Here is a 17,493-nt window from a genome sequence, read left to right on the forward strand (position 1 = left end):
TAAAATTATGAAAACTAAAACAACTCAAATACTTATAATTAGTAGTCTGTTATTGGCTTCACATTTTATACTTACAAGTTTTGATAATAACGACATTACAGAACAACCGAAACCTAAACAACCAAACATTATATACATTCTAGCAGATGATTTAGGAATTGGTGATTTAAGCATCTATAATGAAAATAGTAAAATTCAGACCCCTCATTTAGATCAAATGGGCAAAGAAGGTATGATGTTTACAGATGCGCATACCTCTTCTTCGGTATGTACACCAACACGATACGGCATCTTAACTGGAAGATATAATTGGCGTACGCCTTTGAAAGAATTTGTCACTTGGGGAAATTCACCTAGTTTAATTCAGAAAAACAGATTAACAGTGGCACAGATGCTAAAAAATAAGGGCTATAAAACAGCAAGTATTGGAAAATGGCATTTGGGTTTAAACTGGACGATGAAAAACAACAGCAAAGAGTTTGATCATTTTTCAGACAAATCCAATCGTTTTAATTTTAAAGATATTGATTATAGTCAGCCTTTAAAGTTTGGACCTAATGACATGGGCTTCGATTATTCTTATATGATTTCAGCATCCCTAAACATGCCACCTTTTGTGTATATAGAAAATAATAAGGCCACCATGGTACCAACAGGAATTTCGGCTCAAACCAAAAAACAATCACCCTATGCCACTTGGATTAGAGGAGACATTGCGGATGATTTTAAACATGAAGATGTACTACCAAACGTTGTAGATAAATCTATTTCTTTTATTAAGGAAAATGCCAATAAAGACCAACCGTTTTTTATGTACATTCCTTTGCCTTCTCCACATAATCCCGTGTTACCAATTGCACCGTGGAAAGGTCAAAGCGACATTAAAAGCCCTTATGCCGATTTTGTAATCATGATAGATGATTTAATGGGTCGTATTTTTGAAACACTAAAAGCACAAGGCATTGACGAAAACACATTAGTCATCTTTACTAGCGATAACGGTTTTGCTACTACTAACGATTTAAAAACCTTGCGACAAAAAAACACAGTCCAAGTTATGTGTATAGTGGTTATAAAGGAAGTTATTTAGAAGGAGGTCACAGAGTCCCATTTTTAGTGAAATGGCCAGGAAAAATAAAACCAAATTCGGTTTCAGAAGCCACCATATGTACTACGGATTTTATGGCAACATGTGCAGATATTATTGGTTATGATTTTAAGGATAATGAAGCTGAAGACAGTTTTAGCATGATGCCTTTATTAACCAATGAAGGCGATTATTTAAGAGATGCCACTATTCATCATGACAAGTATGGTGTTTTTGCTATTAGGAAAGGAGATTGGAAATTAATTGTATCTCCAAACTCAGGTATTATGGCATCTGGAGAGACAAAAATACATAAAGATGTTACTGCGGAAGAAATTCTATACAATTTAAAAAAGGACGTTAAAGAGAAAAATAACGTTGCCAATCAATTCCCTGAAAAAGTTAAGGAATTAAAAGCAATTCTAATCCAACACATACAAAATGGCAGAAGTACACCTGGAAAAGTTCAAAAAAACGATGCTATTTCAGGAGAATGGCCTCAAGCAAAGTTTGCTTTAAAAAAATAATTTAAGCCACAATAATTATATTAAAAGAACGAATGAACATATTACGATTCCTTTTCATCTTAGCTTTTATAACCTCTTGTAAGGCTCAAACCACTATCGAAAAACAAGATGTTACGACTAAAAATACAGCGCCAAATATTGTATATATTTTGGCCGATGATATGGGATATGGAGACCTTTCGGCTTTAAATCCAGAATCCGGAATTCAAACTCCACACATGGATAAAATGCTAAATGAAGGTGTTCATTTTACAGAAGCACACACCAATTCTTCGGTATGTACACCGACTCGTTATGGTATCATTACAGGACGTTATGCTTGGAGAAGTTCCTTAAAAAAAGGGGTTCTACATGGTTATAAACCAGCCTTAATAGAAGAAAGCAGACCAACCGTTGCTTCTTACCTTAAAAGTAATGGATATACAACGGCCTGCATTGGAAAATGGCACATTGGTTTAGGTATGCAACCCAAAGATGGAGATAAAGTTGTAAAATCAAAAGATGGTCATAGTAATGTCGATTTTAGTAAACCAATAAAAGACCCAAGCGATTTAGGGTTTGACTATTCCTATATTATTCCTGCCTCTTTAGACATACCGCCTTATGTGTATATTGAAAACGGAAAAACGTTAGAATTACCAACAGCATTCACCAAAGGAAAAAATGCAGGTCGAGGTGTGATGTGGAGATCAGGAGAAAAAGCTCCAAGCTTTGTATTTGAACAGGTATTAGATAATTTCACAAAAAAATCAGTTTCATTTATCCAAGATCAAAAAGAAGTAGATTCTCCTTTCTTTTTGTATTTCCCCTTAACTGCTCCGCATAAACCATGGTTACCAGTAGGTGAAGCAATAGGTAGATCTGAAGCAGGACTTTATGGCGATTACGTCACTATGGTAGATGATGCGGTAGGTGCAGTGGTTACTGCTTTGGAAAAAGCAGATAAATTAGAAAACACGCTGATCATAGTCACCTCAGATAATGGAGCCAATTGGACAGAAAGAGATCAAGAATTATATACACACCGTGCCAATTACATATTCAAAGGTAGAAAAGCAGATATTTATGAAGGAGGTCATCGCGTACCTTATATAGCAAAATGGCCAGGCGTCATTCCTGCAGGATTGAAATCGGATCAATTGATGTGTACCACAGATTTGTTTGCCACTTTATCTGGTATATTAAAGCAACCAACTATAGAAAACGGAGCAGAAGACAGTTTCAACATGTGGCCAGCTTACACCGCTGAAATAAAAACACCAATTAGAGAAGCGGTTGTGCATCATTCACTGTACGGCATGTTTTCTATTAGAAAAGGCAAATGGAAATACACGCCAGAATTAGGTTCCGGTGGTTTTACAAAGCCAAAAAACAGAGAACCAGAATCTAACGAAGCTCCAGGAACTTTATATGATATAATTAACGATCCTGAGGAAAAGAACAATCTTTATAACGAACATCCAGAAGTTGTTGCAGAATTAGAGCAACTTTTAGAAACTTATAAAAGCCAAGGCTATAGTAATAAATAGGAATATAGCAGAATTATGACAAGATCTAGAAAACTTAAGTTTAATGTTTCATTAGCAATATTATGTATCACATTTTCTTTTTTAAAAGGATTGGCGCAAACCGATGACCAATCAAACGGAGCATACCGTGAGATGTACATCAAAAAAAATTGGGATAAATTAGATACAAACAAGGATGGACAATTTTCAGAACGTGAAAACAATCGAAGATGGAAACCATTAAAACGATTGGATCTGAATGCCGACAATCAAGTGAGTTATGAAGAATTCTCGGAACTTCAAATCCCCTATTTAAATACTGGAGGTGAAAGAAAATTGAACGTTTTATACAAAGAAACAAAAGAAGAAAATTTATATCTTGATATTTACTATCCAAAAAACAGAAAAGTAAATCAAAAGTTACCTGTAGTGATTTACACGCATGGTGGCGGTTGGGCTGCAGGCAGCAGACATGGAGCGGCCAATGCGTCTTTTAAAACGGTGCATACAGCACTTTTAGAAAAAGGATTTTGTGTGGTATCTGTAAGTTATAGACTATGGGAAAACGGAGGCGAAACATCTATGAGAGATTGTGTAATAGATAGTAAAGATGCCATGCGTTATTTATCTAAACATCACAAAGCATTAGGAATAGATCCCAATCGATTTTTCTCTTTTGGAGATTCTGCTGGAGGTCAAATAGCTCAAATGCTACTATTAAGTGCGCCAGAAACGCTAATTGGCGATCCTAATTTGGCGTCATACACCTATAAAATGGTCGCTGGAGTATCTTGGTACGGTCCTTGCGATTTCGAAGATATAAGCTTGTTTAATCATGATGATAGTCCGGTTTCAAAAGATAGATTTGGTCCTAGAATCACAAAACCAAATACCAAACCAAAGGAAAAACTAGCGCTTTATAGAGAAATGAGTCCTATTAATTATTTAAATAAAAACAGCCCTCCTTTATTAATGATACAAGGAGACAAGGACACCACAATTCCAGTAAAGCATGCCTATTATATGGCAGAAAAAGCGAATAAGGTTAGCGCACCTGTTACAACATTAATCATTAAAAATGCAGGTCACAATTGGAGAAAAGTAGATGCAGATATTGAACCAACCAGAGGAGAGATTGAGCAAACAACTATTGATTATTTTGTTTCTCACTTAAACTAAACGCAGCGATTATTATTAACATATTCATTAAAAAGAAATATTTCCTTTTAAAACTACAATAAAAACATGATGAAACCTAAAATTAAAACTGTAAGCTTAATTTTAATACTCCTAAGCCTCTTTACTTGGTCTTCTAAGGCTCAAAGTTCAGAAAAACCTAATATAGTTTTTATTGTCTGTGATGATTTAGGCTATGGTGATGTACAAAGTTTAGCACCAGAAACTAGTAAAATTAAAACCCCTCACATCGATCAACTGACTAAAGAAGGCATGACATTTACAGATGCCCATTCTGGCTCTGCAGTATGTACACCAACGCGTTATGGTATTATGACAGGACGTTATAGTTGGCGTTCAAAACTACAAAGTGGAGTTGTTCAAGGCTTTGCACCTAACCTAATTGCAGAAGACCGTCCAACAATTGCGAATTTCCTTAAAGACCAAGGCTATCATACGGCAATTATAGGAAAATGGCATCTTAACTTTCAATATGTAGATTCGATTTCAAATACACCTATCGCTAAAAAATCAAAAAAACACTTACCTCCTATTGGATCTACCATACCTGATGGTCCTATACATCGTGGTTTTGATTATTATCATGGATTCCACCATGCTAAAGACATGAAAGCGGTGATTGTAAATGATAAAGTTGTGCTTTATGATGATGAAATTAACATGCTACCACGATTAACAAATCAATCTGTAAAATACATAACTGATCAGGCAAAGAATAAAGACGGAAAACCATTTTTCTTATATGTGCCTTTAGGGTCGCCTCATACACCAATAGTACCTTCTAAAGAATGGCAAGGTAAAAGTGGACTTGGAGATTATGCCGATTTTGTAATGCAAACAGATGCCACTGTGGGTGCTATAACTGAAGCGCTAAAAGCAAATGGATTATCTGAAAACACATTGGTTATATTCACCAGTGATAACGGTACGTCTAAAGCGGCAAATATACTAGACCTAGAGAAAAAAGGTCATATCGTAAGCGCAGGCTATCGTGGTTCAAAATCCGATTTATGGGACGGAGGTCATCGTGTGCCTTTTATTCTAAAATGGCCAAATGAGGTTAAACCGAACTCTACAAGTGATGAGTTAATTTGTTTGACGGATATTTATGCTACATTTTCTGAAATCACTAATGTGGCTGTTCCTAGTAAGAGTGGAGAAGACAGTGTCAGTATCTTACCTGCTTTACATGGCGAAGACATCAATAGCACGCGAGCTGGCGTGATACATCACTCTATTAGTGGTCATTTTGCTTATCGCTTAGGAAAATGGAAATTGTTACTCGCTAAAGGATCTGGAGGTTGGTCGTCACCAAGAGAAAGAGAAGCTTCAGACATGCCCATTGCACAACTCTATGATATGGAAAATGATCCTGCCGAAACTGAAAATTTATATGAAAAACGTCCTGAAATTGCAGAACAACTTTTAAAGCAATTAGAATTAGACATCAAAACAGGAAGAAGTACTAAGGGCGAATTTGCTGAAAATGATGTGGACAAAATTGTGCTTTGGAAAACGAAACCGAAACGTAAAAAACCTAAGAATTAACCATCCTATTTTCATGAAATTTAGTCTTTCTATTATTAGTATATTCTTGATTTTTTTATTGTTTTCCTCGTGTAAAACAGCTCAAATCCCCTTTAATATAAGTGATGGCAGTAATTTTGAAACAAAATCATTTTATCCTAAATTTAGTTGGGAAACTACGCCAATGTATTATATGTTTGGGGATCCAAAACGCATTTTAAATCCAGAAGAAGTCGAATTTATTGCGGAACGAACAGACTTTATTTGTATTGAAAAATCACATGGTCATGGGGATTTAGGAGCTGCAGAGTTAGGCGCAAAACATGAGGTAGCAGCTTTTAAAAAGGTAAAACCAGAAATGAAAGTGCTTTTTTATTTTAATTCAGCTTATGCCTGGCCTTTCACTTCTTACAACGAGAATTTCACACAAGAAAACATTAACAACTACCCAGAACTAAAGGCCTTCTTAATAGAAAACCCTGAAACCAAAGCCTTAGAAGAGCGAAAAAACGTTTTTTATTTTGATGTTTTAAATCCAGATTTTCGGGAATGGTGGGTAAATACTGTAGCTGAAGGGGTTCAATTTTCAGGTGCCGATGGTGCGTTTATAGATCAAATGCATGGTTTTTCATGGTTACGTCACGATAAATCTCAAGACGTTCAAAAAGCTATGGGAACTATGATGAAAGCTCTAAAAGAAAAATTAGGGACTGATAAAATAGTACTAGGTAACAATGCAAATGCTAAATTAGCACAACACGTTTTCCCGTCTATAGATGCCAATATGTTTGAACATTATGGTGATAAGATGTTAACTAAAGAAAAACTGCTTACGGATTGGGAGGATATGCTTAAAATTTCTAAATCTGGAAAAATGTCAATATTTAGAATTGGTGTGGAATACGATAGTGTAGCTATCGCCAATCCTTCATATTACAAAGGAAAAAAGAGAAATGAACGCTTTGCAAAACTATCTAAAGAAAAATTAGAGTATTATCACGCTTGTTATTTAATAGGTGCGCAACCCTATTCTTATTTTCAATATGGTTGGGGTTGGCAATTGGCTCATGGCTCTTTAATCGATTATCCAGAATTGCAAAAACCACTAGGTGCTCCCAAAGGTGCATACCATAGAACCTCAACGACAGGTTGGGAGTTTACGCGCGAATTTGAACAGGCTTCCGTTTGGGTGAATACGGAAACCAGACAAGCTAAAATAACTTGGCATTAAAAATACCCTTAAATGATACTTTCAAGCCTTAACTTTTATGACGTCTATTAAAATATTTCTTACGACATTCTTAATCGCTTTTTCATTTATAGTAAAAGGACAAGTTAATTTTGAACCAGATTCAATTTTCAATTATAAAATGACAAAGGAAGGCGACTTAAAAATGAAAGTCTTTAAGCCTTCCGGTCATAACATTTCAGATAAAAGTCCTGTTATTATTTCTTTTTTGGTGGAGGCTGGGCTAGTGGCAACACCAAACAGTTCTATCAACAAGCACGCTTTTTTGCAGATAGTGGCTATGTGGCTATTTCAGCTGAATATAGAGTACGCGGCAAACACAAAACTTCGCCTTTTGAATGTGTTACAGATGGTAAATCCGCTATACGCTTTTTAAGAGCTCATGCTGATAAATTAGGAATTAATCCCAATAAAATCATAGTCTCTGGCGCCTCTGCAGGTGGACATGTAGCAGCATGTACAGGCGTTATTAAAGGTTTTGACGAAGCAGATGAAGATTTAAAAATTAGTTCTATTCCAAATGCCATGATTCTTTTCAACCCAGTCGTTGATACAACAGAAAAAGGTTATGGTATAGCGAAAGTAGGAAAAAACAGAAAAACAGAAATTTCACCAAGTCATCATGTTGTAGAAGGCATTCCACCAACATTAATATTCCATGGAACTGCAGACCAAAGCGTTCCTTTTGAAAACGTAGAACGCTTTACCAAATTAATGACTGAAATGGGAAATACATGCGAATTAATTCCTTTTGAAGGTAAAGGTCATGGCTTTTTTAATGGGTCTTATTTTCGCAAAAGAAAAACCGATGACATTTTTAATAACACTATGAATTTATCTCTAGAGTTTCTTAAAAAGCACAATTTCAAAGTCATAGAATAAACAATGCTTATATTCAGCAATCATTTGAACGAATAGAGAAAACACCTTATAAGGTAGTGTTCTATCTTTATATTTAATATTATATACCTTAATAATGAACTTATATAGACTAATTAAATCGCCGTTATCGTATTTGTTATTTATGTTTTGCTTCACGCAGCTAATGCATGGACAAAATGTCGATTTTAAAGTCGATTACGAATCCTTTTTATCTAAGCACGACATGCTTTGGGATCTTGTTCCAGACAAATGGCAAACCGCACCTTATTCAGGAAATGGAAATGTTGGATTTTTATTGTATCAAAGCCCAGAAGAAAAAGATAATGTGATCTCGCTTCATATAGGAAGACATGATTATTACGACCATAGAGAAGCTGAAACTAAAGCTGATGAAATGCTTTGGATTAAACGAAGCCGTTTACCATTAGGTCATTTTAAACTGAAATCTAAAGGAAAAATTACAGGTGTTGACATGCGTTTAGATTTATGGAATGCCGAATTAACAGGTACTATAAAAACGTCTAAAGGAAGTTATAAAATAAAAGGCCTTACGCATAGCGCCAATGATATCATCTATTTTGAAACCGATACAAAAGATGAAACGGTAGAAATTACTTGGCATGCCGAAGCTCCTATTCCACCAGTTTATGAAGTTTTAAAAAGTGGTGGCGGACCAAAAGGAGGTACATGGGATAAAATGAGGGCTGTAACTTTAGAAATGGCACCCCAACCAACGTTTAGTAAAAAAAATGGTTATAATTTCTGCTACCAACCGTTATACGATAATAGAGGGGAAACCACTACAGGCTATAAAATAATAGGGAATCCTTCCGGAAAACAACAATTAATAGCGAGTGTGCATCATAGTTTCCCTGAGCACAATTCATTAGAAATTGTGACTAACAATTTAGAAACAGCCGAAGTTCTTATTAAAGACACCAACTTTATATCTACCCATCAAAAATGGTGGCACGAGTATTACCCTTTAAGTTTCGTAACCATCAATGATGCGGAAAAAGAGTCGTTCTATTGGATACAAATGTATAAACTAGGCTCTGCGTCTAGAGGCAACGGACCGATTTTAGATTTAATGGGACCTTGGTACAATAGAACCTTTTGGCCAATGGTTTGGGGTGATTTAAATGTACAACTCATCTATTGGACGCATTTAACCGCAAATAGAATGTCTATTGGAGAATCCTTACCAAACAACATTGATAAATATGCAAAAAACCTTGAAGACAATGTCCCTAAGCATTGGAAAAACAGTGCTGCCGTTGCTGCTTTAATGCCACAAGACCTCATTGCTTACAACGGTTCAAAAGTGCCAGATATGTTAGCTTGGATTTTAAACGATTATTGGTTGCATCTTCAATTTTCAGGTGATGATAGTCGTATGCGAGATAAACTATTTCCTATCTTAAAAAAGACGGTGAATAGTTACCTGAATTATATCAAAGAAAATCCAGTAGATGCCGAAGACGGTAAAATTCATATTAAATACAGTTGGTCACCAGAATACAAACCAGGTCGTGGTCAAGATATTAATTTTACATTAGCTCTAATTCGCTGGAGTTTCCAAACACTTATTGATATTGACAATCAGCATCACATAAACGACCCACTTAAAAAAGAATGGCAACATGTATTAGATAATTTAGTAGATTTTCAAATTGATAAAAATGGTCTTATGGTCGGAAAAGACAGACCTTTTGCTAATCCACATCGGCATTATTCACATCTACTAGCTTTTTATCCTTTAATGGTAATCACACCAGAAAAGGAAGAAGACAAAAAACTATTACGTACATCTTTAGATCATTGGTTAGATGTTACATTTAATAGTGGCAAAAAAATCAAGGCGATGCCAGTAACGGGTTATACAGCAACAGGAGCGTCTTCCATGTATGCTAATTTAGGCGATGCCGAAAAAGCCTATTATTATTTAGATTTTCTAATCAAGCATAAAAATATTTCATCAACCACGATGTATTCCGAAGGAAAAATCAATCCTGTGATTGAAAGTCCACTGTCCTTTGCCACAAGCTTACACGATATGATGTTGCAAAGTTGGGGAGGAAAAATTCGTGTGTTTCCTGCGAGTCCTAAAAAATGGAAAGACGTTGCTTTTCACGATTTAAGAACACAAGGTGCTTTTTTAGTAAGTGCTAAAAAGATAGACGGTAACACCGAATTTGTATCTGTAAAAAGTTTAAAAGGCAATGCATGTATTGTTCAAGTTGATTTTGAAAACCCTCAATTTTATATCAACGGAAAATCTATTTCTGTAAATAAATCAGCAGATGGTTCTTATAACATCAATTTAAAGAAAGATGAGTCGGTTATCATTACATCAAAGTCTTTAAAACAAACGGATTTAAGTATTATAGAATTACCAAAATCGGAAGCAGAGCAAAATCTATTCGGTTATGGTAAGAAAACAAAACGATTACCAGGTCACGACTATTACAGTTCTTATTAAAAAACACATGAAAATACTATTATACTGTCTATTTACTCTTGCTTCTTTTGCATCATGCACCGCACAAAAGCAATCAAAGAAACCGAATATCATTTTCGTGTTTTCTGATGACCAAAGATTCAATTCGTTGAGTATGACAGGCGATCCTATTGCAGAAACACCAAACATCGATCAGTTAGCTAAGGAAGGTGTCTTTTTTAACAACGCCTATATTACAAGTCCTATTTGCGGACCAAGTAGAGCCAACATCTTTACAGGGCAATGGGAACGAAAAAACAAAATTGGGTTTACAAATGTTTCTAAGCATGTGATTTCCGAAAAAACCTATCAAGACAGTTGGCAAGCACAATTAAGGAACGCTGGGTATTCCACCGCTTTTATTGGAAAACACCACACAAAAATTGGAGACAGAAAGGATACGCCTTTAGTAGAAAACACCGATTTTAGTTATTACGGTAATGGCCATTTAGGATTTTATCCTGCAAAAAAACACAAGCAGTTCAACAATCTAAAAAACGAAACCCAAATTGAAGGTTTATTAGAAGCAACAAAAGCCTATTTATCGCAAGGTGATGATTACCATTACTTCTATGAGAATGCGGATCCTTCCATTAAGAATCAACTTAAGAAAAGAGATCCTAACAAGCCTTTTTCGGCATGGATTAACTTAAATCTTCCACATGCCTCTAGTATTGGTGGTATGGGTTCAAAGCCAGAAGATCCAGACTATTACAAAACAAAATATGACGATGTAAAACACAAAATAGAACTACCAGATAACTACCCACAAGATATTAGTCTGCCTGAAGAGGTATATGCGACATCAGATTTAATGAAATATTATGTCACCTCTAATAAAGGAAAATTATTAAGTGAAAAGCTAAGAATGGATCGTGCTAATTATGCCATTGATTTAATGGTAGGGAATTTACGTGCCTATTTAAAAGAAATAGGCGAAGCAGATAATACCATTATTATCTTTTGTTCCGACAACGGATTGTTTTTAGGAGAACACGGCTTAGGAGGTAAAACTATTTTATATGATGAATCTGTACATGTACCAATGATTGTGTATTCGCCATTTTTCAAGGATAAAACAAAAGGTAAAGTTGTTGATGAATTGGTGGTTGGACAAGATATTCCTGCTACAATTTTAGAAATGTGCGGAGTAAAAGTACCTGAATCCTATCAAGGAAAAAGTATGCTACCATTAATTGATGGTGAAAATGAAAACTGGAGAGAAGACATCTTTTTAGAAAACCTATTTACAGATCAAGGCTACCCAAGACAAGAAGGTGTACGAAGTAAACAGTTTAAATACATTCGTTCGTTCAGTAAAGTCAACGACCGAAATAAGTACATTCCGGAACAAACCATTGAAACAGGAGAACAACCCATTTACGAAGAGTTGTTTGACATTATAAACGACCCAAAAGAACAGAATAACTTAGTTGGGAATAAAGATTACTTAGAAATCTTAAATGCCTACAGAGAACGATGTAAAATCTTGGTATCAGAACTTAACTAGTTTAACACTTATATCACAACCCATGAAAAAGCTATTACTATCATTTCCTATGGTCATGGGAATCTTGTTTTTTGGAATTCTAATTTCAGATAACAATGTGAATTCCATGCATCATTCTTCTAGCAATACAGAAGTAATTCAGAAGAAAGATTCTACCAAATCGAAGCTTAGAATTTACTATATAAGACATGCTGAGGGTGGACATAATGTTAAAAAAGAATGGGGAATATATCCTGAAAATGAATGGCCGTCTTATGTTGGTAATCATAGTGCTTTTACGCCAAAAGGAATTATGCAACAATCTAGAGTATCTAAAAAATTAAATCGGTTTAATTTCGATTTTGTAGCAACCAGTCCTGCGTGGCGTTGTAAAAATACAGTATTGCCCTATTTAGAAGAATCAGAAATAAAGGCAGAGATTTGGCCAGAACTTGCAGAGATCTATGCCACAAACCTCATTGTTTCGCCAGATTTGTCAGAACATACCTCAACTGAAAAAATACTTGGAGCAGGAGATGAAATAACACTACTTCCAGAAGAAGAACCTTACTTCACGTTACGCAATGATGGCACACACGAATTTAAGAAACTACGTTTTCCTAGAGACCATTCAGAAAGTGCAAAAGAAAATGCAATGGCAAAGGTGATTATAGATAAAGTTTTAGAATTAATTGAGGATCGCAATGCATCACACAATACCATACTTCTTTCAGGTCACGGAAGTAGTGGAAAAGCCGTTCTAAGAATGCTTACAAAAGATCCGTTAAATGGTTTTCCTCAAATTACAAATACTGGAGTTTGGATGGTAGAACAACAAGATGATGGCACCTTTAAATTAAAGATGTTTAATGATGTTCCTTTTCCTGAATAATAGGGTTTGAAGTTGAATCTAAAATTAAGGATACTTCAGGAAATGAATCAAAACCTATTATTGATAAAAAAATTGTTAAGTTGGTAGACTAAGTTTAAGTATTTAGTGTGTATGATTTTTTTATTGAAAACTCGAGAAGCCCAAAATCAAACCTTCTAAATATGGAATCAACTAAAGACCATAAACTATGATTTAACATGCTAATTAACGATTAAATCTTACTTATGCATAAAAAGAGCAAGCATTTGATAGAATAAAGAATCGTTTTTTCGCATAAGTATAAGATATTTGATGACATATTAATACTAATTCAAACTTTATGAAAACTATCAAGTATATTTCAGCTATTCTATTATTATTTAGTATATCCTGTTCATCTGATCCAGACTATGACCCTGTAGTGATACCAGAACAAGGTACATTTGGTATGAACGAATATGGTACAGTAGATTTCAAAACCGTAGAAGGTATAGAAATAGGAGTAGATACTTCAGTAGAATTAGAAGCATTTCACGGAGAACCAGAAGAAATAACTGCAGAGGCCGATGGTATAGTAAGATGGCAGTATTTATCTGAAGGCATAGGGTTTGGCGTAAACACAACAACAGACATTATAGATAAAATATATTTATATTCTGACGCATACGAAAATTATGCAACGAGTTATTCACGTACCCTTGAGGAAAATTTACAATTTGCATTTGGAGTATTAAAAGCGAAACACCCTACCCTTAGAATTGATGATGCAGAGGGAAATGACTGGCCTTACACAGCGGAGACGCTTATAGAAGCAACTAATGGTGAAGAAAACGGTGTGTATTCTTTTAATTTTGAAAACATCGGAAGGTTTATCTTTATTTCTGACAGTATAGATAACATGGAAGGATTTGTAGTACAAATCATCTTAGAATCTGATGGTGATTATGGTGATGGTGGTGGTAATGATGACGGTGGCGGTAATGATGATGGTAACCCAGCACTATTATTTGATGACTCGGGAGATAATAGTCAAACATTTAATGTAGGAAATGAAGATGAAGATGATCTTAATCAAGATATTATTACCGTGGGAGGTACAGGCGTAATTGTAGAAAACAATAACTTTATAGGTGTTTCTACTGAAGATGCTAGTGATGATGGTGCCACTGCAGTTTTTACTTTTGACTTAACTACAAATTCAGCTTCTACAATTAATGCTACTTTAAATTTGGAGTTAGCAAAAAGAGCAAAAGGTAGCGTTAGCGGAACAGTTTCTGTGACAGGTTATCCAGATACACCTTTTTCTTATGCGGCTACTTCTACCGAAAATGGTGGTAGTGCTCCAGCTATCGATTTGGAATTCCCATCAACGATTTCATTGGTTTCAGGGTCACCGCTTACGGTGACTATTACACTAGATGAGATGTTAACTGAAGGTAATACAACAAACCCAATTTTTAGGTTAGCAAAAGTAACTATAGAGAAAGATGTTAGTACACCTACACAAAATACTTGGCTAGATATAGACAATTCAATTACAAATTTAACATTAGCAACGACTTGTACGGATTGTTCTGTAACAACAGTAGCAAATCCTGATGCTGCAGATGCAGAAGCTACGACTGTAACTAAATGGACTATAGGTTCTACTTCTGGTAGTGGAAATAAAAGCCTTAGTTTTGATTTTACCCCAGGAGAGGGTGTTACACTTGCTGATTATGGTAATTTAATAGTAAGCGTACGTATGTACTGGCCTAGTTTCAATTACATTAGTAATTTTGATAGTAGTGAGCGTATTAGATTCTATTTAAGTGATGGAAATGCTTCACAACAAGTACAAGGTAATTTTGTGGAATCGAACGAAGCGGGATGGCATACTATGGTATTTGATTTTACAGGAACACCAGCAGGTGCTGCCCTAACATCAGATATAATTAGTGGAGAGATTAGACTAATAGGTAATAACTTTACAAATTTAGATAATGGTCTTGAATTTTATATCGATACGATCACTTATGATATAATTTAAGAATCATTAGAACAATTAGATGACATGATAAAAAGTCCTTTGTTAAAATTTAACAAAGGACTTTTTTATAGGTTTTGTCTGATCCTTAAAAGAGGTGACATTTGCACCCAGAATATTAAAGACTGCAACAATAGATCTGAATATCGTCATTTAATATGATAGAGCAATTAAAAGGTAGATTAGAGAAACATTAAAAACAGACTTATCGCTAATTTTGGTATTGTACTGGTGAACATATTAAACATGATATTCAAAAACTATTTAACTCTTCTACTTATTTGTGCCATTTCTATTGTTGCGAATGCACAAAAGAAAACTAGTGATAAAAATCTAAACAAGAAGAGACCAAATATTCTGTTTTGTATTTCAGATGACCAATCTTACAAACACATTTCTTTAGAAAATGTAAAAGAATTAAATACACCAAATATTGATAGAATAGCTAATGATGGCATATTGTTTCAAAACGCCTATTGTAATGTAGCTTCTTGTGCACCATCTAGAGCTAATATTTTAACAGGGAAAAACATTTGGGAACTTGAAGAAGGTGGTGTGTTATTTGGAGGGTTGAAAAAAAAATTCAAGACATTTCCTATTGTGTTAGCGCAGAATGGTTATGTTACAGGGTATACAGGAAAAGGGTATTTACCTGCCAAAAAAGAGGAGCCTTACCATACTCAGCCTATTGCCAAAAACTACAGTAGTATAAAGATGAAGGCTCCAAAAGGCATATCAAAGATTGACTATTCAGGTAATTTTAAAGATTTTTTATCCAAAAGAGATAAAGACAAACCTTTCTTTTTTTGGTATGGAGGAAGAGAACCTCACCGAGGTTATAAACAAGGTATCGGAGAAGAATCTGGTAAGGATATTTCTAAAATTCAAGTACCTGAGTTTTTACCAAATAATGAGGTTGTACAAAGCGATATTGCAGATTATTATTTTGAAATTGAATGGTTCGATTCTCACATCGGACGAATGATTAAAACACTAGAAGAAATAGGCGAACTTGAGAATACTATTATTATAACAACAGCTGATAACGGCATGCCTTTCCCTCGTGCTAAAGCAACTAGCTACGATTATGGAACGCATTTACCTTTAGCTATTTTGTGGGGTGATAAAATTAAAGGAAGTCAAAAAGTTGAAGATTTTATAAGCTTTACAGATTTTGCTCCAACGTTACTAGAAGCAGCTGGTATTGAAATTCCAAACGAGATGACTGGAAATAGTTTCTTAGATGTAATAACTTCAAATAAAAGTGGTCAAGTAGATGCAACAAGAAACAGGGTATTTACAGCACAAGAGCGTCATACCTACTGCCGTCCCGATGGAATGCCATATCCTATGAGAACCATTCGCAAAGGAGATTGGCTATATATCGTAAACTTTGAACCAGACAGATGGCCAGGTGGAAATTCAGATTTTTTAGCTTCTCACCAAGGGTTTTATGGCGATATAGATGCAGGACCAACACGCAAATACTTAATTACGAACAAAGATGATGCTTCGGTTAAATATTACTACGACTTAGCTGTTGCTAAACGTTCTGAAGCAGAATTGTACAATGTAAAAGACGATCCTTTTCAATTGGTTAATTTGGCATCAGAGGAGAAATATTTAGACTTGTGTAAGGAATTAAAAGACGAATTGTTCACATATTTAAAAGAGACAAACGATCCTAGAATGGAAGGATTATCACCTTGGGACAATTATCCATTTTATTCTGAAGGATTCGATAAAAGATTCTTAAAACCTATTGGTAAAAGGGATGGTGAATAGAAATCTATCCTATTAGTGTAAATTTAAAAACCTAGCATGAAAAAACCTATTAATTATCTTTTGCTTTTAATACTCATCAGTTCATGTGGGTTACAAAAAGACGTTGACAAAACATGCCAAACGTCTCAACACCTTAAGACCTTGCCATACACGCATATGGCATTAAAAGATCTTTCAGATTTTAAACCAACTTCAAAAAACTGGCAAATTGTAAGTGACGCAGTCGTAGATACGTCCAAAAAAAGAAGCATTTCAGGGGTTGATGGCATTGGTGTATTATTAAACAATTCAGATAGAACTTCAAGAAAAAATATTTTCACAAATTTTGAGCATGGAGATATTGAGCTAGAGTTAGATGTTATGATGCCTATAGGATCTAATTCGGGCATTTACCTACAGGGAAGATATGAAATCCAACTTTTTGACAGCTGGAACGTCAAAGAACCTACATATTCAGACATGGGAGCTATTTACCAACGCTGGGACAAAACAGCAGAAAAAGGAAAACAAGGTTACGAAGGGCATCCTCCTACTATAAACGCTGCTAAAGCTGCTGGTTTATGGCAACACATAAAAATAAAATTTAACGCACCTACTTTTGATGAAAAAGGAAATAAAACTAAAAACGCAAAATTTGATGAAGTTTGGTTAAACGGCGTACTAATACATAAAAACATTGAAGTTACTGGCCCAACTAGAGCAGCTGCTTTTAAGACAGAAACTTCTATGGCTCCTATTATGATACAAGGAGATCATGGTCCTGTTGCGTTTAAAAACATCAAATACAAATTACACAAAAAATAGAAGATTTAGGAATTCGGTTTTTGTTGTTTTTTACCTTAAAA

The 17,493-nt window shown here is 35.0% G+C and carries 13 protein-coding genes and 1 pseudogene; all 14 read left to right on the top strand.

Going from position 1 to position 17,493, the window contains the following annotated elements; all coding sequences use genetic code 11:
• Positions 1-7: 7 nt before the first annotated feature.
• The 14 genes and pseudogenes from ADIWIN_RS09260 to ADIWIN_RS09315 all read left to right on the top strand — a co-directional run bounded on the left by ADIWIN_RS09260 (position 8) and on the right by ADIWIN_RS09315 (position 17,452).
• Positions 8-1,090: a sulfatase-like hydrolase/transferase gene (locus ADIWIN_RS09260; protein WP_020897767.1), complete on the top strand. Its 1,083-nt coding sequence runs from the start codon at positions 8-10 to the stop codon at positions 1,088-1,090.
• Positions 1,060-1,614 carry a sulfatase/phosphatase domain-containing protein gene (locus ADIWIN_RS20850; RefSeq protein WP_020897768.1) on the top strand — a complete coding sequence of 185 codons (555 nt, stop codon included), beginning with the start codon at positions 1,060-1,062 and terminating at the stop codon, positions 1,612-1,614. The genes ADIWIN_RS09260 and ADIWIN_RS20850 overlap by 31 nt, the downstream gene beginning before the upstream one ends.
• A 32-nt stretch (positions 1,615-1,646) precedes the next feature.
• On the top strand, positions 1,647-3,143 hold the full coding sequence (locus ADIWIN_RS09265; protein WP_020897769.1) for a sulfatase family protein: 1,497 nt from the start codon (positions 1,647-1,649) through the stop codon (positions 3,141-3,143).
• Between the two features lie 15 nt (positions 3,144-3,158).
• The gene (locus ADIWIN_RS09270; RefSeq protein WP_020897770.1) at positions 3,159-4,301 is read left to right on the top strand and encodes an alpha/beta hydrolase fold domain-containing protein; all 1,143 of its coding nucleotides are present in this window, start codon (positions 3,159-3,161) and stop codon (positions 4,299-4,301) included.
• Positions 4,302-4,370: 69 nt separating this feature from the next.
• Complete coding sequence (locus ADIWIN_RS09275; protein ID WP_020897771.1) at positions 4,371-5,867, top strand: sulfatase family protein; 1,497 nt, start codon at positions 4,371-4,373, stop codon at positions 5,865-5,867.
• A gap of 13 nt (positions 5,868-5,880) precedes the next feature.
• Positions 5,881-7,077, top strand: coding sequence for a putative glycoside hydrolase (locus tag ADIWIN_RS09280; protein WP_020897772.1), 1,197 nt, complete (start codon positions 5,881-5,883; stop codon positions 7,075-7,077).
• Positions 7,078-7,308: 231 nt separating this feature from the next.
• A pseudogene (locus tag ADIWIN_RS22415) lies at positions 7,309-7,644 on the top strand (alpha/beta hydrolase); the annotation flags it as partial.
• Positions 7,621-7,977: an alpha/beta hydrolase gene (locus ADIWIN_RS22420; RefSeq protein ID WP_235047077.1), complete on the top strand. Its 357-nt coding sequence runs from the start codon at positions 7,621-7,623 to the stop codon at positions 7,975-7,977. The pseudogene ADIWIN_RS22415 and the gene ADIWIN_RS22420, both read left to right, overlap by 24 nt.
• Positions 7,978-8,140: 163 nt before the next feature.
• On the top strand, positions 8,141-10,459 hold the full coding sequence (locus ADIWIN_RS09290; protein ID WP_020897774.1) for a glycosyl hydrolase family 95 catalytic domain-containing protein: 2,319 nt from the start codon (positions 8,141-8,143) through the stop codon (positions 10,457-10,459).
• Between the two features lie 7 nt (positions 10,460-10,466).
• The gene (locus tag ADIWIN_RS09295; protein ID WP_081669557.1) at positions 10,467-11,987 is read left to right on the top strand and encodes a sulfatase-like hydrolase/transferase; all 1,521 of its coding nucleotides are present in this window, start codon (positions 10,467-10,469) and stop codon (positions 11,985-11,987) included.
• Between the two features lie 22 nt (positions 11,988-12,009).
• Complete coding sequence (locus tag ADIWIN_RS09300) at positions 12,010-12,858, top strand: histidine phosphatase family protein (protein ID WP_020897776.1); 849 nt, start codon at positions 12,010-12,012, stop codon at positions 12,856-12,858.
• Positions 12,859-13,177: 319 nt separating this feature from the next.
• Positions 13,178-14,866, top strand: coding sequence for a hypothetical protein (locus tag ADIWIN_RS09305; protein ID WP_020897777.1), 1,689 nt, complete (start codon positions 13,178-13,180; stop codon positions 14,864-14,866).
• Between the two features lie 243 nt (positions 14,867-15,109).
• A complete protein-coding gene (locus ADIWIN_RS09310) occupies positions 15,110-16,648 on the top strand; it encodes a sulfatase family protein (RefSeq protein ID WP_020897778.1) in 1,539 nt (512 codons plus the stop codon).
• Positions 16,649-16,684: 36 nt separating this feature from the next.
• Complete coding sequence (locus ADIWIN_RS09315; protein WP_020897779.1) at positions 16,685-17,452, top strand: 3-keto-disaccharide hydrolase; 768 nt, start codon at positions 16,685-16,687, stop codon at positions 17,450-17,452.
• The last annotated feature ends 41 nt before the right edge of the window (positions 17,453-17,493 follow it).

It is taken from the genome of Winogradskyella psychrotolerans RS-3 (assembly GCF_000427335.1).
GTDB lineage: Bacteria > Bacteroidota > Bacteroidia > Flavobacteriales > Flavobacteriaceae > Winogradskyella > Winogradskyella psychrotolerans.

What these genes read in the sequence shown, in the direction of transcription:
- ADIWIN_RS09260 (WP_020897767.1), top strand. Translation starts at nt 8, where the DNA reads ATGAAAACTAAAACAACTCAAATACTTATAATTAGTAGTCTGTTATTG.
- ADIWIN_RS09265 (WP_020897769.1), top strand. Translation starts at nt 1,647, where the DNA reads ATGAACATATTACGATTCCTTTTCATCTTAGCTTTTATAACCTCTTGT.
- ADIWIN_RS09270 (WP_020897770.1), top strand. Translation starts at nt 3,159, where the DNA reads ATGACAAGATCTAGAAAACTTAAGTTTAATGTTTCATTAGCAATATTA.
- ADIWIN_RS09275 (WP_020897771.1), top strand. Translation starts at nt 4,371, where the DNA reads ATGAAACCTAAAATTAAAACTGTAAGCTTAATTTTAATACTCCTAAGC.
- ADIWIN_RS09280 (WP_020897772.1), top strand. Translation starts at nt 5,881, where the DNA reads ATGAAATTTAGTCTTTCTATTATTAGTATATTCTTGATTTTTTTATTG.
- ADIWIN_RS22420 (WP_235047077.1), top strand. Translation starts at nt 7,621, where the DNA reads ATGATTCTTTTCAACCCAGTCGTTGATACAACAGAAAAAGGTTATGGT.
- ADIWIN_RS09290 (WP_020897774.1), top strand. Translation starts at nt 8,141, where the DNA reads ATGCATGGACAAAATGTCGATTTTAAAGTCGATTACGAATCCTTTTTA.
- ADIWIN_RS09295 (WP_081669557.1), top strand. Translation starts at nt 10,467, where the DNA reads ATGAAAATACTATTATACTGTCTATTTACTCTTGCTTCTTTTGCATCA.
- ADIWIN_RS09300 (WP_020897776.1), top strand. Translation starts at nt 12,010, where the DNA reads ATGAAAAAGCTATTACTATCATTTCCTATGGTCATGGGAATCTTGTTT.
- ADIWIN_RS09305 (WP_020897777.1), top strand. Translation starts at nt 13,178, where the DNA reads ATGAAAACTATCAAGTATATTTCAGCTATTCTATTATTATTTAGTATA.
- ADIWIN_RS09310 (WP_020897778.1), top strand. Translation starts at nt 15,110, where the DNA reads ATGATATTCAAAAACTATTTAACTCTTCTACTTATTTGTGCCATTTCT.
- ADIWIN_RS09315 (WP_020897779.1), top strand. Translation starts at nt 16,685, where the DNA reads ATGAAAAAACCTATTAATTATCTTTTGCTTTTAATACTCATCAGTTCA.